21 protein-coding genes are annotated in these 26,007 nt (G+C 67.0%); 14 read left to right on the forward strand and 7 right to left on the reverse strand.

Translation table 11 applies throughout. The features are described 5' to 3' along the window. Positions 1-168: 168 nt before the first annotated feature. The 8 genes from LFL96_RS07015 to LFL96_RS07050 all read left to right on the forward strand — a co-directional run bounded on the left by LFL96_RS07015 (position 169) and on the right by LFL96_RS07050 (position 10,700). Entirely contained in the window at positions 169-2,724 is a 2,556-nt protein-coding gene (locus LFL96_RS07015; protein ID WP_348638416.1) for a tetratricopeptide repeat protein, read from the forward strand. Between the two features lie 14 nt (positions 2,725-2,738). After that, positions 2,739-3,467 (forward strand): alginate O-acetyltransferase AlgF, encoded by a 729-nt coding sequence (locus tag LFL96_RS07020; RefSeq protein ID WP_280999512.1) that lies wholly within the window; start codon positions 2,739-2,741, stop codon positions 3,465-3,467. A gap of 249 nt (positions 3,468-3,716) precedes the next feature. Beyond that, a complete protein-coding gene (locus LFL96_RS07025; protein ID WP_280999514.1) occupies positions 3,717-4,745 on the forward strand; it encodes a twin-arginine translocation pathway signal in 1,029 nt (342 codons plus the stop codon). Then, positions 4,745-6,184 carry a cell division protein FtsQ gene (locus LFL96_RS07030; RefSeq protein WP_280999516.1) on the forward strand — a complete coding sequence of 480 codons (1,440 nt, stop codon included), beginning with the start codon at positions 4,745-4,747 and terminating at the stop codon, positions 6,182-6,184. The genes LFL96_RS07025 and LFL96_RS07030 overlap by 1 nt, the downstream gene beginning before the upstream one ends. Positions 6,185-6,189: 5 nt before the next feature. Beyond that, the gene (locus LFL96_RS07035) at positions 6,190-7,908 is read left to right on the forward strand and encodes an MBOAT family O-acyltransferase (RefSeq protein ID WP_280999518.1); all 1,719 of its coding nucleotides are present in this window, start codon (positions 6,190-6,192) and stop codon (positions 7,906-7,908) included. A gap of 51 nt (positions 7,909-7,959) precedes the next feature. Continuing rightward, positions 7,960-8,196 (forward strand): acyl carrier protein, encoded by a 237-nt coding sequence (locus LFL96_RS07040; protein WP_280999520.1) that lies wholly within the window; start codon positions 7,960-7,962, stop codon positions 8,194-8,196. A 10-nt stretch (positions 8,197-8,206) separates the two neighbouring features. Beyond that, positions 8,207-9,724, forward strand: a complete 1,518-nt coding sequence (locus LFL96_RS07045; protein WP_280999522.1) for an AMP-binding protein — start codon at positions 8,207-8,209, stop codon at positions 9,722-9,724. Between the two features lie 76 nt (positions 9,725-9,800). Then, positions 9,801-10,700 carry a hypothetical protein gene (locus LFL96_RS07050; RefSeq protein WP_280999524.1) on the forward strand — a complete coding sequence of 300 codons (900 nt, stop codon included), beginning with the start codon at positions 9,801-9,803 and terminating at the stop codon, positions 10,698-10,700. 108 nt (positions 10,701-10,808) lie between these two features. On the opposite strand, the gene LFL96_RS07055 is transcribed toward LFL96_RS07050, so the two are convergent. Continuing rightward, complete coding sequence (locus LFL96_RS07055; protein WP_280999526.1) at positions 10,809-11,426, reverse strand: LysE/ArgO family amino acid transporter; 618 nt, start codon at positions 11,424-11,426, stop codon at positions 10,809-10,811. A 98-nt stretch (positions 11,427-11,524) separates the two neighbouring features. Here LFL96_RS07055 and LFL96_RS07060 point away from each other — a divergent pair, with 98 nt between their 5' ends. Then, a complete protein-coding gene (locus LFL96_RS07060) occupies positions 11,525-12,418 on the forward strand; it encodes a LysR family transcriptional regulator ArgP (RefSeq protein ID WP_280999528.1) in 894 nt (297 codons plus the stop codon). A gap of 34 nt (positions 12,419-12,452) precedes the next feature. On the opposite strand, the gene LFL96_RS07065 is transcribed toward LFL96_RS07060, so the two are convergent. Both LFL96_RS07065 and LFL96_RS07070 read right to left on the reverse strand, forming a co-directional pair. Next, positions 12,453-13,148, reverse strand: coding sequence for a winged helix-turn-helix domain-containing protein (locus LFL96_RS07065; protein WP_280999530.1), 696 nt, complete (start codon positions 13,146-13,148; stop codon positions 12,453-12,455). 33 nt (positions 13,149-13,181) lie between these two features. Beyond that, a complete protein-coding gene (locus LFL96_RS07070) occupies positions 13,182-13,478 on the reverse strand; it encodes a hypothetical protein (protein ID WP_280999532.1) in 297 nt (98 codons plus the stop codon). Positions 13,479-13,838: 360 nt separating this feature from the next. Between LFL96_RS07070 and LFL96_RS07075 the strand changes: the two genes are divergently transcribed. Further along, on the forward strand, positions 13,839-15,479 hold the full coding sequence (locus tag LFL96_RS07075; protein WP_280999534.1) for a cytosine permease: 1,641 nt from the start codon (positions 13,839-13,841) through the stop codon (positions 15,477-15,479). 150 nt (positions 15,480-15,629) lie between these two features. Next, positions 15,630-17,021 (forward strand): FAD-dependent oxidoreductase, encoded by a 1,392-nt coding sequence (locus LFL96_RS07080; RefSeq protein ID WP_280999536.1) that lies wholly within the window; start codon positions 15,630-15,632, stop codon positions 17,019-17,021. A gap of 93 nt (positions 17,022-17,114) precedes the next feature. On the opposite strand, the gene LFL96_RS07085 is transcribed toward LFL96_RS07080, so the two are convergent. Further along, positions 17,115-17,486 (reverse strand): cupin domain-containing protein, encoded by a 372-nt coding sequence (locus LFL96_RS07085; RefSeq protein WP_280999538.1) that lies wholly within the window; start codon positions 17,484-17,486, stop codon positions 17,115-17,117. A 202-nt stretch (positions 17,487-17,688) separates the two neighbouring features. Between LFL96_RS07085 and LFL96_RS07090 the strand changes: the two genes are divergently transcribed. After that, the gene (locus LFL96_RS07090; protein WP_280999540.1) at positions 17,689-19,119 is read left to right on the forward strand and encodes an aldehyde dehydrogenase family protein; all 1,431 of its coding nucleotides are present in this window, start codon (positions 17,689-17,691) and stop codon (positions 19,117-19,119) included. A 36-nt stretch (positions 19,120-19,155) separates the two neighbouring features. Here the strand turns inward: LFL96_RS07090 and LFL96_RS07095 are convergent, their stop codons facing one another. Beyond that, on the reverse strand, positions 19,156-20,106 hold the full coding sequence (locus LFL96_RS07095; RefSeq protein WP_280999542.1) for a LysR substrate-binding domain-containing protein: 951 nt from the start codon (positions 20,104-20,106) through the stop codon (positions 19,156-19,158). Positions 20,107-20,222: 116 nt separating this feature from the next. On the opposite strand from LFL96_RS07095, the gene LFL96_RS07100 reads away from it, so the two are divergent. Together LFL96_RS07100 and LFL96_RS07105 are read left to right on the forward strand one after the other, a co-directional pair. Beyond that, positions 20,223-21,395, forward strand: coding sequence for a M20 aminoacylase family protein (locus LFL96_RS07100; RefSeq protein ID WP_280999544.1), 1,173 nt, complete (start codon positions 20,223-20,225; stop codon positions 21,393-21,395). Positions 21,396-21,478: 83 nt separating this feature from the next. Next, a complete protein-coding gene (locus LFL96_RS07105) occupies positions 21,479-22,864 on the forward strand; it encodes an MFS transporter (protein WP_281000600.1) in 1,386 nt (461 codons plus the stop codon). Positions 22,865-23,585: 721 nt separating this feature from the next. Here the strand turns inward: LFL96_RS07105 and LFL96_RS07110 are convergent. Next, positions 23,586-24,830 carry an MFS transporter gene (locus tag LFL96_RS07110; protein ID WP_280999546.1) on the reverse strand — a complete coding sequence of 415 codons (1,245 nt, stop codon included), beginning with the start codon at positions 24,828-24,830 and terminating at the stop codon, positions 23,586-23,588. Then, a complete protein-coding gene (locus LFL96_RS07115) occupies positions 24,827-25,786 on the reverse strand; it encodes a PRC-barrel domain-containing protein (RefSeq protein ID WP_280999548.1) in 960 nt (319 codons plus the stop codon). The genes LFL96_RS07110 and LFL96_RS07115 overlap by 4 nt, the downstream gene beginning before the upstream one ends. Positions 25,787-26,007: the final 221 nt, after the last annotated feature.

The raw sequence follows: 26,007 nt of genomic DNA on the forward strand, positions 1-26,007 counted from the left end.
GGGGTTGACGACTTGCCGGGGACGGGGAACGCAGCATCGGCGATGCGGCGGGACGAGTCGTCGGCGGCGCGGTCGCGGGCCGGCGTTGCCGCAGCGGCGGGTTTGACGACGACGTCGCGCGCGGCTTCGGTCCTGACTTCGGCGTGCGCCGGGACAGCAGGGCGCGCCTTGCGTCCGGCGCTGCGCGCGCTGATGGCCGCATGGCTTGCGGGCGCGCTGGGTGTGAGCGGCGCGGCGTATGCGGCGCCCACGGCATTAACCTCGCCGACGGCATCGGCATCGGCATCGGCATCGGCATCGGCATCGGCATCGGTTCGCACGCCGACACCGGCCGCCGCCGACGTCTCGACCGCGCAGAATCCGCTGCCCTTGAGCGGCGCCGCCTATCGCGTCGCGCAGGAGGCGTACACCGCCTACGGCAGCGGCGACTACACGACGGCCGTCGCGCGAGCCCGCGAAGCGATTCGCCAGCGGCCCGACGTGGTGTCGTTGCGCGTGCTGCTCGCCAACGCGCTCGCCGCGCAACGCCGCTACAGCGAGGCGAGCCGTTCGCTGAACGACGCGATCGCGAAGCTCGGCCGCAATCCCGAACTCGTGTCGCGCCGCAAGCAGATCGATACGCTGAGCGCGTCGACCCGCGCGGTCGCACGCGGCGGCAAAGCACTGCCGGCCGATCCGAACGCGCTGACCGGCCCCGCGCTGGTCGCCGCGCAGCAGGCTTACAAGGCGTACGCGGCGAAGGACTTCGCGGGCACCGTCAAGTACGCGAACGAAGCGATCGCGCTGCGGCCCGATCTGCTGCGTCTACGCCTGTTGCTGGTCGATGCGGCGAGCGCCGCCGGCCAGGACGCCGATGCGTGGACTGCCGATCTCGACGCCGTCAAACGCTTCGGCGACAACGAGGATCTGCGTGTGCGCCGCAGCTTCATCGGCAGCCGGCTGGCGCCGAAGTCGTCCGGCGCGTCGTACGCGGCACGCAAGCAGGGCGATTTCACCCGCGCGACCGCGCTCGCGCGCGAGGCGGTGGCGTATGCGCCGGATCTGGTCGGCTACCGCATTCAATTGATCGACACGCTGTTCGCCGCCAACGACCTGCCCGGCGTGCAGGCCGCGGCGAGCGACGCGATCGCCGCCGACGACACCGAAATCATGCCGTTGACGCTGCGCGGTTACGTGCTGGCGGCGCAGGGCAAAGACGACGCGGCGGAAGCGGACTTCGCCAAGGCGCTGCAGGCGAAGGATGCGACCCAGCGCAACAAGCGCGTGGCCCGCGTGATCATCGCGGATGTGTGGATCGCCGAAGGGCAGCCGCAACGCGCGCTCGATCTGCTCGCGCCGCTGAAGACCAACGGCGACGACACCGATCCGCCGATCGCGCTGCGGCGCGCGCAGGCGCGTCGACTGCTGGCGCAAGCGTCGATTCCCAAAACCCAGCTCGACCCGACGCGCCGTCCGATCATCGACTGCGTGGTCGATCAGTTCGGCGCCAGTTGCGACGTCTACGCGGCCGACCCCGGTTTCGCCGCCGCGCGTGCCTACGTGAGTGCCGCCGCTGCCAACGACAAGACCGGCGCGGTCGGTTACGCGCGCGAAGCGGTGAAGGCCGCGCCCGACGATCCGCAGCATCGCGTGGAACTGATCAACGCGCTCAGCACGGCCGGCGACGATCGCGCCGCCTCGCGCGAGGCGCAGCGCATGATCGATTCCGGCATGCTCGACGCGATGCCCGACATGAGCGCCGCGTACATCGCGCAGCGCGCCGGCAACAATCGCGTCGCGTACCAGCGCTTCAGCATGGCCGACAAGGCCGGCTCGATGCCGACCAGCGCCTACGCCGATGCAGGCTATGCCGCTGTCGACGCGCATCGCAACCACGAAGCCGCGCAGTACTTCGAACGCGCGATCGACGCCAGCGCGAAGCCGAGCGACGACGGCACGCCGCCCGCGACGCCGGCGCAACTGAACGAGATGCGCAGCGCGCATGCCGAGGCGACCCGCAACTGGGGCTTCGACACGTCGCTGAACTATCGCGGCGCGGGCCTGCAGCCAGGCTATGTGTCGTCGCCGACGCCGTCGGGCACGTCGAATAACTGGCAGGCCGGCGTGGAAGCGTACTGGCGTCCGTTCGGCAGTCTCGGCGACCGCATGTTCGAGGTCTACACGCGCGGCTACGAAAGCTTCGGCGTGAAGAACGGCAGCCCGAGCGGCGTCGATACATTGCAGGCCACGCTCGGCGTGCGCGCGAAGCCGCTTTCGCAGCTCGACGCGATCGTCGCCTTCGAACGGATCTTTCCGATCGGCTCGCAGGTCAATCCCGACTGGCTCGCGCGTCTCGCGTATTCGGGCGGCTACGGGATCGAACGGCGCGTCGACGTACCGTCGTGGTGGACCGCGCAGGTCTACGCGGAAACCGGCACGTATCTGAACGCCGGCTCGGTGTACGCGACCAGCAACATCGAAATGGGCCGTACCTTCCGCATGGATCGCTACAGCCCGAAGTGGACCGTGTTCCCGTATGCGGTGATCGGTGCGGACTACGACTCGAGCGTGGACCACAGCATTCCGCTCGGCGCGGGCGTGGGCATTTCGACGCGTTACTGGTTCCGCGACAGCAAGTACGACGCGCCGCGCTCGTACGTCGATCTGTCGGTGCAGTACCGCTGGAAGATCACCGGCGACGATCGTGCGCGCGGCGTGTTCTTCGGCGCGATTTACTCGTATTGAACTGGATGGTGCTTATGAAAACGGTTGAGCGGGATCACTTCAGGCAGGCTAACTTCAGGCGCGCGGTGCCGGCGCTGTTCGTCACGGCGGCGGCGCTGTGCGCGGCGAACGCGGCACATGCCGCCGCCGACGACGTCGCGAGTCTCTACGGCCCGCAGCCGCCCGCCAACGCGTCGTATCTGCGCGTGTTGAATGCGTCGTCGCAGGCGGTGCGCGTCGCGCTCGCCGGCAGCGAGGCGCCGCAATCGGTCGCGCCTGGCGCGGCGACGCGCTTCAGCGTACTGACGCAGGGCACGCCCGCGCGCGTGAGCGTCGACGGCAAGGTGCTCGCCGAGGCGAGCGGCGCACCGGCCAACGCCGGCGATGCGGTGACCGTCGCGTTGCGCCACGATGCGCAGGGCTGGCACGCGACGCGGATCGTCGGCCGCTATGAACGCGCGGATGGCCTGAAGGCAACCTTGCGCGCCTTCAATTTCGCCACCGGATGCAGCGCGAAGATCGGCCTCGACGGCAATGGCCCGACGGTGTTCGCGCAGGTCGCGGCGGGCGCGCAGGATTCGCGCGCGATCAATCCGGTCAGCGCGAAGCTGGTGGGGCAGTGCGGCGCGGCCGCGAGCGCCGCGCTGGCGTTGCCGACGCTGGCCGCCGGCGACAGCTACAGCCTGTTCGTGACCGGCGACGCCGCTAAGCCGGTGTTGAGCGGCGTGCGCGACGCGCTCGCGTGGCCGCCGGCCGCGAATTGAGCGCCCGGCGCGCAACGTAAACGGTTCAGCGGGAAGCCGGCAGCAAGCATGACGCACGGCATCGCGTAGTAACACGACACGTAGTACCGCAGTACCGCATTACCGCAGTACCGCAGTACCGCAGTACCGCATTACCGTAGCATCACGAGAAGATCGCAACGCGAGCCGTGACGGAGGGTCCGACTGTCCGCGCCGCCGCCGCCGTTGCGTCACGAGAGAAGCTTTACATCAGTCACGGGGTATCACGACATGACCGACCACAGCCATACGCTCTTTCAACCGTCCGCGCAAAGCGGACCGATCGACGGCACGCGTCGCCGTCTGCTGCTCGCGCTCGCCGCGGCGCCGCTTGCCGGCACGCTGTCGCTACTGCCGCGCCGCGCCAGCGCCGCCGCGTCCACCAGCGTGATCGAAGGCCGCAATCTGTGGCTCTATCCCGGCTGGGAGAGCCTCACCGACGACGCCACGCCCGCCTGCCTGAAGGCCGTCGACCTGATCCACGAGACCACCGGCAAGCTGGCCGCGCACGGCATTCAGAGCGTGATCGTGATCGCGCCGCTGAAGGCGCGTTGCTGCGCCGAGAATCTGCCGGACGGCATGACGATGTCGGCGGGCGTCGCGGCCCGCTACGACGCGATGCGCTCGCACGCCACGTCGATCGGCTTGCCGCTCGTCAACGCGGTCGAAGCGATCGCCGGCGTCGATGCCGCGCAGGAAAAATACATCCGCGCCGATTACCACTGGAGCGGTCACGCGTCGGAAGCGGTGGCCGCGCGCGTCGCCAAACGTCTGACCTCCGCCGGTCCGCTGAAGGGCACGGCGGGCGCGGGCACGCGCCTGGGCAAATGGAACGAAGAGGTCCGCTACGGCGATCTCGCGGCGCTGCTGCCGCCGGATCGCAAGAAGGCGGTCGGCAAGGATCACTTCATCGTGCGCACGGCGGGCGCCGCGGCGGGGCTCGTCGATGGCGGGCCGCCGGTCGTGCAGGTGGTCGGCAACAGCATGGTGCAGCCGTACCTCGGTTTTCCGCAGAAGCTTTCGAATGCGATCGACCGCACCGTGGGCTTGACGTGGACGTTCGGCGATACCGGGCCGTGGAAAACGCTGCTCAATTATCTGGAGTCGCCGGCTTTCAAGGCGAATCGCCCGCAAGCGCTGGTCTGGCAATTCAACGAAGGGCAGATGATGAATCTGCCCAGCGCGGCCGGTCAGTGGGACGCCGCATCGGTGATGGCGGACGACGCCTTTCTCGACCGCGTGTCGAAGGCTATCGCCTGATGAGCGAGTCGGTCGGACAACGCGCGGCGCGCGCCACGGGCACGGAAGGCGGGCAGGGAGGCTCGGGCGCGGCTTCGGCCGCCGGCACGGGGGCGAACACGAACACGAGCGCGAGCGCGGCGTCGGCGAAGACGGCAGGCTCGACCACGGCCTCGCGTCCTGCTCCGGCCGCGGATGCGCCCTCGCTGCTGCGCGCGCACACGCGCGTCGCGTGGCTGGTCGGGTTGCTGCTGGCGCTCGGCTTTGGCGGCGCATTGACTTCGCTCGTCGTGCAAACGCGCGACGGCGCGTCGTTCGACGCGCACGGCTGGCGCGACGGTAGTCTCGGCCACAGCCTCGATCGCGCGATCGACGTGCCGTACGCGCCCGCCTTGCATCGCTGGCAGGCCGCGGTGCGCTACACGCTGTTCGGCGATCTCGGTCATCAGGTGCGCGAAGGCTGTCCTGGCTGGCTGTTCTACGCGGACGGCTTGAGCGCGCCGGTGCAGCCGGGCCACGATCCGGTCGAACGCGCGGATGGCGGCGACGTGCTGACCGACGCACGCATCGCCACGCTGCGGCGTTATGCGACCGCGCTGCGCGGCATGGGCATCCAGCTCGTGGTGGCGACGGTGCCGGACAAGGCGCGCGTGCAGAGCGACAGGCTGTGCGGGCTGCGCCAGGACGCGCGCATGACGCAACGTCTGACTGTCTGGAATCGCGCGCTCGACGCGAACCACGTCGCGCACGTCGATCTGTTGCCGGCGCTGCAGGCTGCCCGGCCGTCGTTCTTCCGTACCGACGTGCACTGGAATGCGCGCGGCGCGCAGGCCGCTGCCCAGGTCGTCGGCGCGGCCGTTTTGCCGCTGCTCGATAGCGGCAAGCCCGGCAAACCCGGTGATACGAAATTCACGCACACGACGGCCGCGCCGGCCCCGCGCATCGGCGATCTGCTGACGCTCGCCAATCTGGATCGCGTGCCGGACGGCTTGCGTCCCGCGCCCGACGTGGTTGCCGCCGAAACGTTGCAGGCGCAACGAAGCGGCGGCTTGCTCGACGACGGTCCTTCCGCCGACGTGCTGCTCGCCGGCAGTTCGTTCTCGCGTCGCAGCGCGTTTGCCGAACGCCTCGGCGAACAGCTCGGCGGCGAAGTCTGGAACGTGAGTCTCGACGACGGCCAGTTCGACCGCGCGCTGGCCGCCGTCTGGCGCGACCGCGCGACGTGGCCCAAGAGCGTGCGCGTGGTGGTGTGGGAGATGTCGGAAGACGCGCTGTCGATGCCGCTCGATGCGGCAGCGACGGCAGCGCAGGGGGCGCAGGGCGCGGTGACGAATCCCGCGGCCGGCGTGCCGACCTCGACGGAGAGCGGTGCGGGTGCGAGTGTGGGCGTGAACACGAACACGAACACGAACAAAGCGGCCGCCGCGCCCGCCGCCTCCACGACCGCGCGGCAGGACTGACCACGATGCTATTCAACTCCTTCATCTTCCTCACGCTGTTCCTGCCGCCCGCGCTCGCCGGCTACTACCTGCTCGGCCAGCGCATGCCGCGCGCGGCGGCAGCGTGGCTGTGCGGCGCGTCGATCGTGTTCTACGGCTGGTGGAATCCGGCTTTCGTCGGTTTGCTGGCCGGCTCGATCGTCTTCAACTACGCGATGAGCTGCGCGATCGTCGCCGCGCCCGCGCAGTCCGCGCGCCGCCGCTGGCTGCTCGGTCTGGCGATCGCCGCGGACCTCGCCCTGCTGGTGCGCTACAAGTACCTCGCGACGCTGCTCACCGCGCTGGTCCACGCGAGCGGCGTGGCCCCCGCCGACTGGCTCGCGCAGGGCATGCACGACGTGGTGCTGCCGCTCGGCGTGTCGTTCTTCACGTTCACGCAGATCGGCTATCTGCTCGACTGCAACGCGGGCATCGTCAAGGAACGCGACGCGCTCGGCTACGTGCAGTTCGTCACTTTCTTTCCGCATCTGATCGCCGGTCCGATCCTGCATCACAAGGAAATGATGACGCAGTTCGCGCAGCCGTCCACCTACCGGCTGCGCGCCGAAAATCTGTCGATCGGCGCCTTCGTGTTCACGATCGGCCTTGCGAAGAAAGTGCTGTTCGCCGACACCATCGCGCCGTTCGCCGATGCGGGTTTCTCCGCGCCGCACGAGTTGCAGTGGCTCGCCGCGTGGGGTACCTGCCTCGCGTACGCGTTGCAGCTGTACTTCGATTTCTCCGGCTACTCGGATATGGCGTTGGGGCTCGCGAAGATGTTCGGCGTGCGCTTCCCGCTGAATTTCAACTCGCCGTTCAAGGCCGCGAGCATCATCGATTTCTGGCAGCGCTGGCATATGACGCTCACGCGTTATCTGACCGCCTACCTGTACTATCCGCTGGCGATGCGCATCAACCGGCGCCGCGCGCAACGCGGTCTGCCGATCGGCCGTCTCGCGCAGCGTTCGACGAGCGGTTTTCTCGCGACGGTCGCGCTGCCCACGTTCTATACGATGGCGCTCGCCGGTATCTGGCACGGCGCGGGCTTGCAGTATCTGATTTACGGCTTGCTGCATGCGTCGTATCTGACGGTGAATCACGCGTATCGCGCGTGGCGGGCGAGTGCGGCCCCAGCGGCGGGTGCTGCTGGTGGTGCCGGTGCTGCCGGCGCGGTGAAGGCCGCGGGCGCGGCGGCTTCGTCGAACGGCGCGCAAGCCGCGCCTGCTTCGTCCACCTCGTCCGCCGCGCGCTGGACCCGCGCCTTCGCGGCGCGTGCGCGCCACGCGGGCAACGTGCTGCTGACCTTCGTCGCGGCGCTGGTCGCATTTGCGTTCTTCCGCGCGCACGGCGTCGGCGATGCGCTCGCGCTGTTGCAGGGCATGGCCGGCCTGCGCGGCATCGAAGCGCTCGACTGGCCCGCCTGGGACGCGTCGAACCTGGGCTTCGGTGCATGGCTGCACCTCGTCGCCGGGCGCTCGACGCTCGCGTTGCAGATCGTCGCGCTGCTGGCGATCGTCTGGTGCACGCCGAACTCGCATCAGCTGATGGGCCGTTTCTCGCCAGCGCTCGAACGCGCGGCCGAGGGGCTGCCCGCCGCATTGAGCTGGCGGCCGTCGCTGCGCTGGAGCGTCGCGATGCTCGGCGTGCTGGTGTTCTGCGTCGCGCAGTTGCACGGCGAAGTGCGTTTTCTCTATTTCCAGTTCTGATTGCGGGGCAATCGGAACGTATCGAACGACGTGTGCGTAAGGACGACAACAATGACTCAAAACGAAACGTTACATGCCGAAGTGGCGGCGCTGGTCGAATCCGTCGTGCTGCGGCCGGTGAGCGGCGACGAAGCGCTGCTCGAAACGGGGCTGGTGGACTCGGTGCTGGCCGTCGAGATCGTGATGGGCGTCGAGATGCAGTTCGGCGTGCGGATTCCGCCGACCGAAATCGCCGAACATCTCGCCTCCGTCGATGCGCTGAGCGCATTCGTCGCCGCGCACCGCTAGGCCGCGCATCATGCGATTCGATCTGACGGCGAGCCGCTTCGTCGACACCGACGTACGCGCCGATGCCTGGGCGGTGATCGGCGCCGACCGCTCGTTGCGCTGGCATCAACTGGCGAGCGAAGCCGAGGCGTGGGCCGCGTCCGCGCGCGAACAGGGTTTCGCCGCCGACGTGCCGGTGATCGTGCGCGGTCACAAGGAAGCGGCGTTTTTCGTCGCGATGGCGGGCGCGCTGCTGCTCGGCGCGCCGTTCGTGCCCGTCGATACGATCTATCCGGATGAACGGATGCGGCGTATCGCGGCGACGCTCGCCGCGCGCACCTATTTCGACGCGCAGAGCGGGCGCTTCGTGTCGCTGGACAGCGGGCCGGGCACGCAGATCGCGCAGGACGATCACGGTGAAGATGGCGGCGCCCACCGCGCCGCCGCGCCGCTGCACGAGAAAAACCTCGCCTACGTGCTCTTCACCTCCGGCACGACGGGCGAGCCGAAAGGCGTGCAGATCGGCCGCGAAAGCGTGGCCGCGCTCACCCGGTGGATGTCGGCCGATTTCGCGCTCGGCGACGCCCCGGTCTTCCTGAACCAGGCGCCGTTCAGCTTCGATCTGTCGATGTACGAGGTGTTCGGTACGCTCGCGCTCGGCGGCACGGCGGTGCTGGCGTCGCGCGCGTTGACCGCGCAGGGCGCGGCCTTTCTTGCGACGATCGAACGCCACGGCGTGACGACATGGGTGTCGACGCCGTCGTTCGCGCAGCAGCAACTGCTGAACCCGCAGTTTTCGCAGGCGGGTTTGCCTGCGCTGAAGACCTTCCTGTTCTGCGGCGAAGTGTTGCCGGTCACGCTTGCGCGTCAGTTGCGCCAGCGCTTTCCGGCGGCCCGCATCGTCAATACGTATGGCCCGACCGAGGCGACGGTGGCGACCACCTGGATCGTCGTCGACGATGCGGTGCTCGCGCAGCACGCGCGCCTGCCGATCGGTCACGCGAAGCGCGATGCCGAGGTGTTCGTCGAGTCCGGCGAGCTGTGCATTGCCGGCGCGCACGTGATGCGCGGCTATCTGAACCGCGACGACCTGAACGCGGCGCGTATGTTCACGCACCACGGTCAGCGCGCATTCCGCACCGGCGATCTCGGCGCGGTGGAAGGCGACGGCCTGCTGTTCTGTCATGGCCGTATCGACGATCAGATCAAGGTGGGTGGTTACCGGATCGAGCTGATGGAAATCGACGCGGCGCTGCGTGCGCTGCCGGGCGTTTCGAGCGCGGCGGCGGTGCCGTTGCGGCGGCCGGACGGTTCGGTCGCGCGGATCGTCGCGTTCATTGCGACCGGCCACGACGACGCCCGTTTACCCGACGCGCTGCACGACTGGAAGGCGCTGCTCGGCGCGCGTCTGCCACCGTATATGATCCCGTCTGAATTGCTCGCGTGCCGCGCCTTGCCGGTGTCGGTCAACTTCAAGATCGATCGCGTGCAGCTTGCACAGGATTACCGTGACTCACATCTCAAAGCACAGCGGCCGGCGAATGCATGATTCGCTAGACGTTCACGCATCGCACCCGGCGCTTGCCTCACCGTCATCGTTCGCGTGTGATGCGGCGGGTCCGTGCATGGACCGGCCGCGTTCGCCGCGCCGGCGCAGCCTGCTCGCCGCGGGCGTGGGCCTGTGCGCGGCGCTGCTCGCCGGATGCTCGGCGCAACCGGGTTCGGGCGACGCCGGCGCGCTCGCGCAGGGCGTCGTGTGGCAACTCGATACCGATCACGCCAATCCGCACGGCGACTGGAACCGCCTCGGCGTGACCGACCTGCTGGTGCAGTGGACGGGCGTCGACGACACCGCGTTTCTGGCCGGCAACGATCCGTCGGCCACCGGTCTGCAAACGGCCGACACGCTGCCCGACTGGACGCGGATCGCCGGCGAGCCGTGGGCGCGCAACGTGATCGTCGGTCTGGCGGGTCGTTTCGACGAAACCACCGCGCGCGCGCAGGTGGCGCAACTGATCGCGCAGTCGAAGAAGCTCGCCGAGGTGCGGCCGCCGGTGCACGTGGACGGCTATTACTTTCCGGTGGAAGTGGACCCGACGTGGAAGGATGCGGCGACGCTCGGGCTCCTGCTCGGTCAGTTGCCGCGGCCGCTGTGGATCAGCGTGTACGACAACTCGAACATCGGCGGCGCCGCGCTCGCGGCTTGGCTGGACGGCTGGCTGCCGAAGGACGTCGGGGTGTTCCTGCAGGACGGCTGCGGCGTCTATGCACGCGGCCCGGTGGCGGCGCGCGAATACGCGGATGCGCTGAGCGCGCGGCTCGGCAAGGAGCGCGTGCGGATCATCGCGGAGGCGTTCCGGCCGGCGGCGGGTGGGCTGTTCCGTGCGGCCACGGCGGCTGAGCTGGAGCCGCAACTGCTTGCGTATCGTGGGTACCGGACCTATCTGTTCGACGGTCCGCACTATGTGTCCGCGCAACTGGTGCAGGATCTGCTCGATTTACAGCAGAAACAGAACCGGCAGTAGCGCGATAAAAGTGCGATAAAGCGCGATAAAAGCGCAGCAAGGCGGTGCAGTGCGGTGGGGCGACAAAAGACAGTCAAGCGGTGAGGCGCGCAACGCGCCCCGCCGCGCCTACCGCAATTGCGTCACCGCGAGCAGCAGCACCATGCTGCCGATCGCGCCGTCCAGCACGCGCCACGCGGTGGCGCGGCGAAACAGCGGCGCCATCGCCCGCGCGCCGTAACCCAGTCCGACGAACCAGACGCCGCTCACCGCCATCGCGCCGAGCGCGAACGCGACCCGTGCGCCTTCCGGCTCGCGCGCGCCGGCCGTGCCGATCAGCAGAAACGTATCCAGATACACGTGCGGATTGAGCCACGTGAACGCGAGTGTCATCAGCACGATGGGCAGCGCGCGTTGCACGGGCGCCGCGCCGCTCGCCTCGGCATCGAGCGCCGCATGATCGGGGCGCACCGCGCGGCGCAGCGCATTGAAGCCGAACCACGCCAGATACGCGAGCCCGACGTACAGCATCGTATGCACGAACACGGGGAAGCGCTCCACCAGCACCGACGCGCCGCCGACGCCCGCGCCGATCAGAATGAAGTCCGACAGCGCGCACAGCGCGACGATCTTGCCGACGTGCGAGCGCATGATGCCCTGGCGCAGCACGAAGGCGTTCTGCGCGCCGATGGTGACGATCAGCGAGGCGCACAAGGCCGCGCCATGGGAAAAAGACAGCCAGTTCATGAGTCGATCCAGTAGACGGGAGAAGCGTACGGCGCTAGTCTGCTGGGTTGAAAGACATAAGAGAAGCTAATTTACTTAATGCCGATTAAGGAACGCTAATGCTCGACTACGCCTTGCTCGATGCACTCGCCGCCGTGGTGCGGCACGGTTCGTTCGACCGCGCGGCGAGCGAGCTGAACGTGACGCCGTCCGCGGTGTCGCAACGCGTGAAGCTGCTGGAGGAGCGCGTGGGGAGCGTGCTGGTCAAACGCGGCCAGCCGTGCGTGGCGACCACCTCGGGCGCGCTGTTGTGCCGCCACACCGAGCGGGTGCAGTTGCTGGAGGCGGAGCTGAACGGCCGTCTGCCGGCCCAGCCCGGCGCGCTGGTCGAACCGTGGCCGGCGTTGCGCGTGGCCGTCAACGACGACAGCGTCGGCACCTGGTTTATCGACGCGGTGGCGCCGTTCTGCGTCGAACGGGAGATGCTGCTCGACCTCGTGATCGACGATCAGGACCATACCGCCGAGCGGATCCGCGACGGCAGCGTGCAAGGCGCCGTCACCACGCAGGCCGAGCCGGTGCAGGGTTGCCGCTCCACGCGGCTTGGCCGCATGCGCTATCTGGCGGTGTGCGCGCCGGCGTTTCGCGAGCGCTACTTTCCCGACGGCGTGACGCGGGAGAGTCTGCGCCGCACGCCGTGCGTCGACTTCAATCCGAAGGACCAGTTGCAGAAGCGCTTCATGCGCCGCATCACGCGCGCCGAACTCGATCCGCCGCTGCACTGGATTCCCCACGTGGCGGGTTTTCTACGCGCGTGCGTGACCGGTCTCGGCTGGGGCATGTGCCCCGAACGGATGATCGCCGCGCATCTGGCCAGCGGCGAACTCGTCGAAATCGCGCCGGGCAAGCATATCGACGTCGATTTGTACTGGCAGAGCTGGCGTCTGTCGATCGGCTGGCTCGACGATTTCGGCGCGGAGCTGCGCCGCCGCGCCACGGAGTTTCTGGATTGATGCGGCGAACGCTTCGGCAATCGCGCGTCGCGCGTCAATCGGCCGCGCGTGGTTCCAGCGACGGGTCGCGCTCGTCGAGCACGTAGCCGACGCCGCGTACCGTGTGAATCAGCTTCGGCTCGTAGTTGGCGTCGACTTTCGCGCGCACGCGGCGGATCGCCGCTTCGACCACGTTGGTTTCGTAGTCGAAACTCATGTCCCACACCTGCGAGGTGATGGTCGAGCGGGCGAGGACTTCGCCGCGCCGGCGCATCAGCAGCCAGAGCAGCGAGAACTCCCGCGTGGTCAGCTGGATCGCATCGCCCTGGCGGATCGCCTTGCGGCCCAGCAGATCGAGCGCGAGGTCGCCCACGCGCAGCGACGAGCCGGTTTGCGACGGATCGCGCAACAGTGCGCGCACGCGCTTGAGCAGTTCCTCGAAATCGACGGGTTTGACCATGTACTCGTTGGCGCCCATGGCGAGTCCGCGCGCCTTCTGGTCCGGATGATCGTCGGCGTTCAGCAGGAAGACCGGCGTGGGCAACTGCACGCGCAGCTTGCCGAGAACGGTCCAGCCGTCCAGCACCGGCAGCGCGACGTTCAGCATGATCAACGCGTAATGTCCGGTCAGCGCCAGCTTCAGGCCGGTTTCGCCGTCCTGTACCCAGTCGGTGACGTAACCCACATCGGACAGTCCCTTACGTACATGGATGCCGATTCTCGTGTCCTCGTCGACGATCAGAATTCGCATGATATGACGGTATCCTTATTGAAGTGAGTGTCGTTATGCCACGGTGGAATCCGGGCGGGTCGCCTGCGGCGCGCTGGCCGGCACGCAGAAATTCTCGCGCCGCGGCACCGCGCCGTCGAACAGGTGATCGGGCTGGTTGAGCCAGAACGCGAGCGCGCCGATCACGATCGCGGCAATGCTGCCCGCGAGCGAAAGCGTCTCGCCCAGGCGTTCGCGGATCAAACGGCGCATCGCCGCCGATGCCGATGTCGATGCCGATGCGGCATGGCCGGCCGAGGTGTCGTTCGACGGGCGCGGCGCGAAGCCGCGGGTGGGCTGCGTTGGTTGCATAAGTTTCACCCCGAAGTCACATACATTCATCGTAGGAGGTGAGAGGGGGGACATGGATGAAATGAACATGACATTTTCGTCATTTGGGCAAAAAAGGCGGATTCTCGCGATCCGCATCGACGTTTGCCGCCGGCAGCGCCCGCCGAAGGTCCTGGAACGGTCTGTCGGGTGCGCCTGAAAGCCTTGCTGGCCGGTCGTTCCGGCTTACATCGCCGGATATCGAAGTGAAGGTTGGGCGGGCGGTATTTTTGCCTGCGCGGATTGTCTTTACAGTGGCGTCCAGACATCTCAGAAAAGTGGACGCCGCGGCCCCGTGGCGAGCCATCGTGATTGACCTGGCCGTCACAGGAGTCGGAGACAATGAGCAGCAACGGCATTACCCAAGTCGAAACATTCGGTTTCGAACGTATCCCGGACCGGTCGCGCTATGCGCGGCCCATCGATCTGTTCCGCCTGCTGTTCGGCGGCTGCAACACTTTTTCGACGTCGGTGCTGGGCAGTTTTCCCGTGCTGCTCGGACTGTCCTTCAAGGCCGGCGTCTACTCGATCGTGCTCGGCGTGCTGATCGGATCGTGCATCCTCGCGCCGATGAGTCTGTTCGGCCCGCGCAACGGCACCAGCGACCCGGTGTCGTCCGGCGCGCATTTCGGCATCCACGGGCGGATCGTCGGCTCGTTCCTCGCGTTGCTGACGTCGGTGGCGTTCTTTTCGCTGGCCGTGTGGAGTTCCGGCGACGCGCTGGTGGGCGGCGCGCATCATCTGCTCGGCTTGCCGGTGAACGGGTTCACGCTGAGCCTCGCGTACGGGCTGTTCGCGGTGCTGGTGCTGACGGTGTGCATCTACGGCTTCCGCTTCATGCTGTGGGTCAACAAGATCGCCGTATGGGCCGCGAGCCTGCTCTTCGTGGTCGGCATCGCGGCATTCGCGGGACCGTTCGACAGTGCCTACGCAGGCAAGGTCGCGCTCGGCTCGGTGGGTTTCTGGCCCGCGTTCGTGAGCGCGGTGCTGGTCGCGATGAGCAACCCGGTCTCGTTCGCGTCGACGCTCGGCGACTGGGCCCGCTATATTCCGCAGAACACGCCGCGGCGCAGCACGATTGTCGCGGTGATGCTCGCGCAGCTGGCCACCTTCGTGCCGTTCTTCTTCGGTCTCGCCACCGCGACGATCATCGCGGACAAGGCGCCGCAGTTCATCGCGTCGAACAACTACGTGGGCGGTCTGCTCGCGATCTCGCCGAACTGGTTCTTTCTGCCGGTGTGTTTGATCGCGATCATCGGCGGGATGTCGACGGGCACCACCGCGCTGTACGGCACGGGGCTCGACATGTCGAGCATGTTCCCTAAACTGCTGAACCGCGTGCGCGCCACGCTGCTGATCGGCAGTCTCGCGATCGGGTTCATCTTTCTCGGGCGGTTCGTGTTCAACCTGGTCGAGAGCGTGTCGACGTTCTCGGTGCTGATCAACACCTGTAGCTGCCCGTGGATGATGATCATGATCATCGGCTTCGTCACGCGGCGCGGTTTCTATCTGTCCGACGATCTGCAGGTGTTCAATCGCGGCGGACGCGGCGGCCACTACTGGTTCACGCACGGCTGGAACTGGCGCGCGATGGGCGCGTGGATTCCGAGCGCGTTGATCGGGCTGTGCTTCGTGAATCTGCCGGATCAGTTCGTCGGTCCGCTCGGTCAGATTGCGGATGGACTCGACATCAGCATGCCGGTTTCGCTGACGCTGGCCTGCACGCTGTATGTGATCCTGCTGCAGTCCTTTCCGGAACCGGACGGCGTGTATGGACCGCAAGGACGACGCTGGCTGCGTGGCGGATCGATGGGGAATGCGGGCGTGCAACCGGTCGTGCCGGCGGCTAAGCTGGACAGTACGCGCAAGGCAGCGGCTGCGGGCGCGCGGGTGCAGACACCGGCGGCGCAACCGGGACGCGCAGCGCGCGCCGGCCGCGACTGCGAGCGCGAAACCGCGCTGGACACGCAGGACGCGGGCTGACCGGCGAGTCGCGTTGCAAGCGCGTCGCGAAAGCGCTGAAGCAGCCGGCAAGGCAACGAGGCGACAAGCCACCAGGCCGACACGTATCAAGAACACGCATCAAGCAAACACGTATCAAGCAATGGCATTCAAGTTGAGCAGGCACACAAGATGAACGACCCGATAAAGCGCGCATTCGAAGGAGTCAAACTGTTTCCGTTCTGGCTGGACAATCCGCGTGCGCCGGCGGTGGAACGCGAATTGATCGGGCCGACCTCGGCGGATCTGGTGGTGGTGGGCGGCGGCTTCACGGGCCTGTGGGCCGCGATCCAGGCGAAGGAGGCCGACCCGTCGGCCGATGTCGTGCTGATCGAGGCGGGCAAGATCGCGTACGGTGCATCGGGACGTCCGGGCGGCATCATTTCGACCTCGGTGATGCACGGGCTGCCGAACGCGACCCGCGTGTTTCCGCAAGACCTCGACGTGCTCGAAAAACTCGGGCAGGACAACCTCGACGAGTTCAAGGCCTCGTTGACGCGCTACGGCATCGAGGCGGACGTCGAATGGAACGGCGAGATGACGGTCGCGGTCGATCCCGGTCACCTCGATCATCTGAAGGGCGACTACGACCTGCACGTCGCGCATGGTCACGACGTGGTGCTGCTCGATAGCCAGGGCGCGCGCGAGCAGCTCGATTCGCCGCTGTTCGCCGGCGCGATGTGGTCACGCAACCGCAGCGGCACGATTCATCCGGCCAAGCTCGCGTGGGGATTGAAAGCGGCCGCGTTGAAGCTCGGCGTGCGGCTGCACGAGCATTCGCCGCTCACGCGTCTCGAGGATCGCGGCGCGACGATGCTGGTGCATACGCAGGCGGGCTGCATCGAAACGCCGCGCGTGCTGCTCGGCACCGGTACCGCCGATGTCGGCGTGACCGACATCAAGCGCCGCGTGATGCAGGTGCGCGATCACATCATCGCGACCGCGCCGCTCACCGGCGAGCAGATGGCGCGCATCGGCTGGAAGAACCGGCAGGGCATCTACGACACGCGTACGCAGCTCAACTATTTCCGGCTGACCCAGGACAACCGCATCATCTTCGGCGGCCGCGTGAGCTATCACTTCGGCGGCGATCCGAATCCGGCCGCGGATCGCGACGAAAGCACCTATTACAAGCTCGCCGAAGCGTTCTATCGCACCTTCCCGCAACTCGACGACGTGCGCTTCACGCACGCGTGGGGCGGTCCGATCGACTACTGCTCGCGCGGCGCGGTGTTCGCGCGCCGCTATCACGGCGGCAAGAGCGTGTTCGTCGCCGGGTACACGGGCTTCGGCGTGGCGGGCAGCCGCTTCGGCGCGAAGATGGGGCTCGACATGCTGTGGAATCGCGACACGGTGATCACGTCGCTCGATATTTCGCGCAAGGGGCCGTCGTATATTCCGCCCGAGCCGCTGCGCTGGATCGCCGCGAAGATCACCTTCAACGCGTTCGACGGCGCGGACGATCGCGGCGGCTGGCGGCGTCTGTGGATCAACTCGATCAAGGCGCTGGGTTTTCCGATGTAACTCGCGCAAAAAAACCGCGCCCGGAAAGGCGCGGTTTCATGGTTTCACCGTCTCACGATGACAAGCGACGCCGCGCTAAACGCGGCGCCCGCCTCAACCGCAGTAGACGATGCTGTACTTCTTGGTGGCGACCGGCATATGCCACGTACCCGAGAAGCCCTTGTGCAGAATGAAGGCATCGCCGGCGGCATAGCGTTCGCTGCGGCCGTCGTCGCTGGTGATCACGACTTCGCCTTCGATCAGCACGCAGACTTCATGGATCGGCAGGTCGGCGAGCTTCAGCGTGCCCGCGTCGCATTGCCAGACGCCCGCGGACAGCATGTTGGTCGCGTCGGAGTACGCATTGAGCGCGTGGGGCGCCTTGGCGCCTTCCAGAATGACATCGGCCGGATCGTGCAGGGCCGGATTCAGACCGGTGGCGCCGGGGCCCCTGGCGTCGATGCGGGTGAACGTGATGGTGCTCATGAGTCTCTCCTCGTGAATGGATGGGGGGATTCGATGCGCCACGGAACACGCGGAACTGCGGCTGGATCGAAGCTGAACGGGAGTCTGAGCCAAAGCGGCGTAGCGGTGAATTTCGATTTGAAGACATTCAGATTGAGCGGCGTCGATGTAACGCAGTCGAGGCCGCCATCCGACTCACAACATTTCAGGTAAGGGGCACACCATGCAACACGCCAGGCAGTTTTATATCGACGGTCAATGGGTCGATCCGCTCGACGCGGGCGAGGCCGCCACGCTCGACGTGATCGATCCGTCCACCGCGCGCGCGTTCGAACGCATCGCGCTCGGCAGCGCGGCGGACGTGGACCGCGCGGTCGCCGCCGCGAAGCGCGCGTTCGTCACCTACGGCGAGACCACGATCGCGCAACGCATCGACCTGTTGCAGGCGATTCTCGACGTGTACCGCAAGCGCTACGACGACATGGTCGACGCGATCAGCCGCGAGATGGGCGCGCCGCGTCAGTACGCGAACGACGCGCAGGCCTGGACCGGCGTCGCGCATCTGGAAACCATGATCCGCACGCTCGACAGCTTCGAGTTCGAGTCGCTGAAGAACGGCATTCTGATCCGCAAGGAAGCGGTCGGCGTGTGCGGTCTGATCACGCCGTGGAACTGGCCGGCCCTGCAGATCACGACGAAGGTCGCGCCGGCGCTCGCGGCCGGCTGCACGATGGTGCTCAAGCCGTCGGAACTCGCGCCGCTGTCGGGTCTGATCTTCGCGGAGATTCTTCACGAGGCGGGCGTGCCGGCCGGCGTGTTCAACCTCGTGAACGGCGAGGGCCGCACGGTGGGCGAGGCGATGTCGCGTCATCCGGACATCGACATGATGTCGTTCACCGGTTCGACGCGCGCGGGCGTGCAGGTCGCGAAGGCGGCGGCCGACACCGTGAAGCGCGTGCATCAGGAACTGGGCGGCAAATCGGCCAACCTGATTCTCGACGACGCCGACCTGAAGCAGGCGGTGATGCGCGGCACCCGCGCGTGCTTCGACAACAGCGGGCAATCGTGCGATGCGCCCACGCGCATGTTCGTGCCGCGCGCCCGCGAAGCCGAAGCGCTTGCCTACGCGAAGGAAGCGGCCGGCGCACTGAAGGTCGGACCGGCGGATGCCGACGGCGTCGACCTCGGCCCGGTGATCAGCGACGCGCAGTTCGACAAGATCCAGCGTCTGATCGGCGTGGGCATCGAAGAGGGCGCGACGCTGGTGGCCGGCGGGCTGGGTCGTCCGGAAGGGTTGAACGACGGCTACTTCGTGCGCCCGACCGTGTTCGGCAACGTCACGCCGCACATGACGATCGCGCGCGAGGAAATCTTCGGCCCCGTGCTGTCGATCCTCGCGTACGACGCCGAGGACGACGCGATCGCGATGGCCAACGACAGCCTCTACGGCCTCGCGGGCTATGTCCAGTCGGCGTCGATCGAACGGGCGCGCGCGGTGGCCCGGCGTCTGCGTACCGGCACGATCTACCTGAACTACGCGGACTACAACCCGGATGCGCCGTTCGGCGGCTTCAAGCAATCGGGCAATGGCCGCGAGTACGGCGAGTTCGGCCTGGAAGACTTCCTGGAGATCAAGGGCGTGGTGGGTTACTGATCGACGTGCTCGCCGATCTGCTCGCGTGCGTATTGATCACAGCAGCAGTTCGATCGAATGAAACAGGCGGCGTTGCTCGGGTTCCCGCGAGCGCGCCGCTTCGTCGATCGCCTCGCGCAGACATTCCAGAAAACACGCGGCCGCCGGACTCGTCGGCGCGCCACGCCGCGACGTGATGCTGACGATGGTTTCGTCGACCGTCTCGCGCAACGGCAACGCCCACAGGTTTTCCTTCGCGAGCGTCACCTCGGCGAGCGGCCACGGAAAGATGCTGAGCATGTCCGTGTGCGCGAGCAGGCCCAACACCACCGCCAGCGAATGCGCGAGATGGATGGTGTGCGGCACACGCATGCCGCGCTTGCGGAACAGGTTGTCCGCGATCGATTCGCGGCTGGCGGGGTCCCAGTTCAGCACCCACTCAGAGTCTTCCAGTTCGAGCAGCGAGCGGCAACCCGCCTTCGGATGATCGCGCCGCGCAACCACCGCCGAGTGCGTGGAGAACAGCGGCACGTTATGAAACTCCGATTGCGGCGATGCGGGTGGCGGCCGGCCGATCGAAAAATCCAGACTGCCGTCGCGCAGACGCGGTTGCACGACCGCGAGCAGACCTTCGAAAAATTCCAGCTGCACTTCCGGCATGCGTTGCCGGAAGCGGTTCACGGCGGGCGGCAGAAACGTCAGCGCGACCCAGGGCGTGACGCCGATCGACAGCTTGCCGGCGGCCGCGCCGCGCAATGCGTCGATCTCCGATTGCGCGCGTTGCAACTGCCCCAGCACGACCCGCGCATGCACGACCAACGTGCGGCCGAATTCGGTGAACGCGACGCCGCTCGCGCTGCGGATCACCAGCGGCGCCTGCAGGTCCGCTTCCAGTTCGCGCACCGCCTTCGTCACCGCGGCCGGCGACAGGCCTAGCGAGCGGGCGGCGGCGCGGATACTGCCGGTGTCCGCGATGGCCGCGAGCGTGCTGAGTTGATGCAGTTTCATCCGATGAGTCGCGCAGAGGGTGGCAACCACAGGTTGCCGGCGCAACGATTCTACGCCTGCCGCTGGAAATTCGGCGTCGCTATGCTGGGTCACGCATTCATCGATGGAGACGACACGTGAACACCATGGCCATTCCGGCGGGCATCGCCGAACTCGAAGACGAAATGATCGCACTGCGCCGCCGTATTCACGCGCAGCCGGAGCTGGCGTACGAAGAGTTCGCCACTGGCGATCTGGTCGCCGAACGCCTGCGGGAGTGGGGCTATACGGTGCATCGCGGGCTCGGCCGAACGGGCGTCGTCGGGCAACTGAAAGTTGGCTCGGGCAGCCGCAAGCTGGGTCTGCGCGCCGACATGGACGCGTTGCCGATTCACGAAACCACCGGCCTGCCGTACGCGAGCAAGGTGCCCGGCAAGATGCACGCATGCGGCCACGACGGCCACACCGCGATGCTGCTGGCCGCCGCCAAACATCTGGCGCGCGAGAAAGATTTCGACGGCACGCTGAATCTGATTTTTCAGCCGGCCGAGGAAGGCCAGGCCGGCGCGCGCGAGATGCTGAACGACGGGCTGTTCGAGAAGTTTCCGTGCGACGCCGTGTTCGCGATGCACAACATGCCGGGCTTTCCCACCGGCAAGTTCGGCTTTTTGCCGGGCTCGTTCATGGCCTCGTCGGATACGGTGATCATCACGGTGACGGGACGCGGTGGGCACGGCGCCGTGCCGCACAAGGCGGTCGATCCGGTGGTGGTGTGCGCGCAGATCGTGCTCGCGTTGCAGTCCATCGTGTCGCGCAACGTCGCGCCGCTCGACATGGCGATCATCACCGTCGGCGCGATTCACGCGGGCGAAGCGCCGAACGTGATTCCGGAGACGGCCGAGATGCGCCTCTCGGTGCGCGCGCTGAAACCCGAGGTGCGTGACTATCTGCAGGAGCGCATCACGGCCGTGGCATGCGGCCAGGCGGCAGTGTTCGGCGCGCGTGCGCACGTCGATTATCAGCGCCGCTATCCGGTGCTCGTCAACGATGCCGGCATGACGTCGCTGGCACGCCAGGTTGCCGTCGACTGGCTCGGCGAGGACGGCCTGATTCAGGACATGCAGCCGCTGACCGGCAGCGAGGATTTTGCGTTCCTGCTCGAACGGTGCGCGGGCAGCTATCTGATCATCGGCAATGGCGATGGAGAAGGCGGCTGCATGGTGCACAACCCGGGCTACGACTTCAACGACGACTGCCTCGCGACGGGCGCCGCGTACTGGGTGCGCCTGGCGCAGACGTTCCTCGTCTGAACGGGGTGAGGGCGGCGGGCCAGGGGCTCGCGCGTGCGCCTTGCGGTTCAGGCGCGGACATCATGCATGGCATGGAGACACAGATGGGTTATTCAGGCACACCGTCGACCACATCACTTTCCGCCGACGCCCAGGCACCGGCAGGGCAAGGCGCGACGACAGCGCAGCCGGCTGGAAAAGCGGGCCACGCGAAAGCGATTGCCGCGATCACGCTGGGCAATGGCCTGGAGTTTTTCGACTTCACGATCTACAGCTTCTTCGCGACGATCATCGGCAAGCTGTACTTTCCGGTGGAGGGGCAGCTTGCGCAGTGGATGCTGGCGGCGGGCACGTTCGGCGTGGGCTTCATCATGCGGCCAGTGGGCGGGATCGTGCTGGGCGCGTATGCGGACCGTGCCGGGCGCAAGGCCGCGATGAGTCTCACGCTGTGGCTGATGACGCTCGGCTCGGCGCTGATCGCGTTTGCGCCGACGTATGCGGCGATCGGCCTCGCGGCGCCGGCGCTGATCATCGTCGCGCGGCTGGTGCAGGGGTTTGCGCTGGGCGGCGAGGTGGGGGCATCGACATCGCTGTTGCTGGAATATGGCAGCGCCAGAACGCGCGGCTTTTACGGCAGCTGGCAGTTCGTGAGCCAGGGGTTGAACACGGTGGTTGGATCGCTGCTTGGGGTGGCGTTGGCGGCGGCGCTGTCGACGGCTGCGCTGGAGAGCTGGGGGTGGCGGGTGCCGTTCGTGATCGGCATGGCGATGGGGCCGATCGGGATCTATATCCGGCGTCATCTGGATGAGACGTTGCCGGGGGTGGAGGGGGCGTCTTCGGTTGAAACTGTTGCTGCCGCCGTCACTGCCGCCGAGGTTTCGATGCCGGTGCGCAGGTTGTTTCGCGAGCATTGGCGGGTCATCGCGACGGGTGTGTTGACGACGATCGGCGGGACGGCGGCGAACTACATCGTGCTGTTCTATCTGTCGACGTACGCGATCCGGATTTTGCATCTGCCGATGTCATCGGCGTTGTGGGCCGCGTGGACGGCGGCGATCGTGACGGTGATCTGTTCGCCGTTCGCGGGGGCGTTGTCGGATCGGGTGGGGCGCAAGTGGGTGCTGGGGGTGTCGCGGGTGATGTTGATACTGGCGGTTTATCCGGCGTTTTTCGTGATCAATGCGATGCCGACGGTGCCGGTTTTGCTGGCGGTCGTTGCCGGGTTGGCGGTGTTGGTGGCGTTTACCGCGGTGCCGAATATCGTGATGTTGCCGGAGATGTTTCCGAGGCGGATTCGCGCGACCGGGATGTCGGTTGTTTATTGTCTTGGGGTGTCGATTTTCGGTGGGTTTGCGCAGTTTTTTGCGACCTGGTTGATTCAGGTTTCGGGGAGTCAGTTGGCGCCAGCGTGGTATTTGATTGCGTGTGGTGGGGTTTCTTTGTTGGCGTTGCCGTTTGTTGGTGAGACGGCTGGGCGGGATATTGGGTAGGGGGTTTTGCCTGTTCGGCGTTTTGGTGGGTTTTGGTGTTGGTTTTGGTTTTGGTGTTAGTTTTGGCCTTTCCTTGAATTGTTAGTGGTCTATTAGCGTCGCCCCTGTGCGGGGCAGGCACTTACTCTCTTTGCCGCGGCAAAGAGAGTAAGCAGAGAAAGCCGCTTCACACCGCCAGCTCATAAGCGGGCACCTCGCACAGCCACGGTAGTGGCCCATCTGGAATCCGTGTTCTCGCGCACTCCGCGCCTGTGACAAGGCAGTCATGCTTCCGGCGGCGCTGCGCGCGCCCCGGGGTCCATCACACGCCGCCCTCCGGTATTCGGGCGGCGGTGCTTTTTGCCCCCGTCTTTTTTCAGCGCGTCGCCGAGGCGCAGCCGATGGCCCCACCGCAAAGGACGAACCCCTGGTTTGGGATGGACCGGGCCGGCGAGCGCGCAGCGCGAGGCGGGATGGATGAGCCCTTTGTCACGAGCGGGGAGTGTGCGAGGGCACGGATTCCAGATGGGCCACTACCGTGGCTGTGCGAGGTGCCCGCTTATGAGCTGGCGGTGTGAAGCGGCTTTCTCTGCTTACTCTCTTTGCCGCGGCAAAGAGAGTAAGTGCCGCCCCGCACAGGGGCAACGCTAATAGACCACTAACAATTCAAGGAAAGGCCAAAACCAACACCAAAACCAAAACCAAAACCACCAAAGCGCCGCGCAGGCAAAAAACAAAAAAACTACCTCACAGCCTCCCCATCCACAGCCCCCCCTTCAACCCTCACCGCATCGCGAGTCTCCGGCATAGCCGCCCAAACCAGCAACACCGCCAAGGCGCCAGCCGCAGCCAACCCAAAGAAACTCACCGCATTCCCAAAGTGATCCGCCACAAACCCCGCCGCCGTGGTACTGAGCGTCGCCCCAATCCCGGCGGCCAGCCCAAACAACCCGATACAAAGGTTATACCGCCCCTTACCGCCCGCAACATCGGCGGCAATCAACGGCAACATCACGCCGAACACCGCCGCGCTCAATCCGTCGAGCACCTGCACCGGCACCAGCAGATACGGACTGCTGATCCCCGCAAACAGCAACGCCCGCACCGGCAACGCCGAAAACCCCAACAGCAGGATCGGCCTGCGTCCCCAGCGCTCGGCGGAACGCCCCACCCACGGCGACATCATCGCGACGATCGCCTGCGGCACGATAATGCACGCGGCAATCACGAGCTGAACGTTATCGCCCATCCCCGCGGTCACTTCGCCCGCGGCCAGATTCAACATCGCCGCGTTCGACAGATGGAACAACACGATGCACGCCGCGAACAACAACATCCGCCGGTCGCGCAGCAACGCCCGCAAACTCTCGCGACGCTCGACCTGCTGCGGCGTCGGCGCGGACTTCGGCAATTCGATCGTGTCGGTGCGCTGGATCATCGTCAGCGCAATCAAGGCGGGGACGGCCAGCGCCGCCGTCAGCCAGAACACCGCGCGCGGCGAATAGTATTCGCCGAACACGCCCATCAAGCCCGCCGCGACCGCGCTGCCGATCGACGCCCAGCGCGCGTTGCGTCCCAGCCGGTCGCCGAGATTCGCCCGTCCGACCAGCGCGAACGAAATCGCCGCCAATGCCGGCGTCAACATGCAGCTGGCAAAGCCGTGGAAAACCTCGGCGGCAATCACCGGCAGCACCGTCGGACTCACGGCCAGCAACACCGCGCTCAGAATGATCGCGAGAATCGCCCACGCAGCCGCGCCTTTCTTGTTGCGCAACGCGTCGACGGCGGCGCCGCCCGGCACCTGGCTCACCATCGCGGTGATCGTGCCCACCGACAGCGCCATGCCGATCTCGCCCTGGGTCCACTTGTGCGACGCCAGGTACGACGCGATGAACGGCCCGAACCCCGTCTGCACATTGGCGACGAAGAAGTTCATCCAGTCGAGAGCGCGCAGGCTACGCGCGGTGACCATCGTGCGGCCGGTCATCGGGCCGCCCGTGCATTGGAACCGGCCGCGGCAGGCGCGCCGGACGCGCTTGCCGCTGGTGCCGCCGTGGCGGCCGCGGGCGGCGGCGCGGGCGACACCGCGCGCACCGGTTTGTCGCTCGCGTACGGCGGCGTCGCGTTGATCTGCGCGTCGCTGAGATCGATCTGCGGATGCAGTTCCTTGTCCTTCGTGACGAAGCGCAGCGCGGACCAGTTCGCGGCAATCGTGCGGCGCTCGGTGCTGACCATGCCGTTGACGTCGAGCACGACCGCCTGCGGTTGCGCGTTGCCGTCGATCAGCACGTCGATCACGCGGCCCACCTTGGCGCCGTTCGCGCGCTCGACCGTCGCGTCGATCAGCGGCAATTGCACGCCGGCCGGTTTGGCCGCGTTGGCGGGCACGGCGGACGCATTCAGCGTGACGGGCGCCGTCTTCGCGCCCGGCGTGAAGCGGATCGCGCCCCACGGGAAATTCACCTTGCGGTCGCCCACGCCCAGAAAGCCCTGCAGATTCACGACCATCTCACGCGGCTTGCCGGCCGCGTCCGCGATCAGATCGACCGCGCGGCCGACCACCTTGCCGTCGGGCTTCTGCACTTCGCTGTCGAGCAGCGTGCGCGCCTCGCTGCGCTCGATCGTGCGCAGCACGATCAGCGGCGCGGGCGGCGGCGGAGGCGGCGGCGTCACCACCACGGGCGGCGGCGGCTCGACCTTGTGCGGCTTCACCACCGGCCTGGGCGGTTTCTTCGGCTGCTCGGGACGGGCCGCCTCGGTTTCGACGGGTTCGGGCTCGGAGGCCGCCACCGGCGCGCTCGCGGGCTCGACGGGCATCACCGTGGCATCGACGATCGGCGCCTGCTGCGGGCCCCACAGCGGGCTGCAACCGGACAGCGCGAACAGCGCGAATACAGCAAGAATCAGCCAACGCCAGGCAGGACGCGAGAAACCGCCACTCATCAAAAAGGACTCCATGGGCCAGTGCGGACGGCGGCCGGAAACCGCCGGGATCAGGACAGATACGGGCCAGAGTGTAACCCGCGAGGCCGGGCGCCCCCGGTTTTGCAGGCTATCCGACAGGTTTGCGCCAGCAGGGTTCATGCCGCGAATAGGGCGCCCACGCCGGAATCGATTTCATTTCGCGCCATGCAGGCCCTTAAAACACGCTCACAGCTTCATGA

It is taken from the genome of Paraburkholderia sp. D15 (assembly GCF_029910215.1).
In the GTDB taxonomy this organism is placed as follows: domain Bacteria; phylum Pseudomonadota; class Gammaproteobacteria; order Burkholderiales; family Burkholderiaceae; genus Paraburkholderia.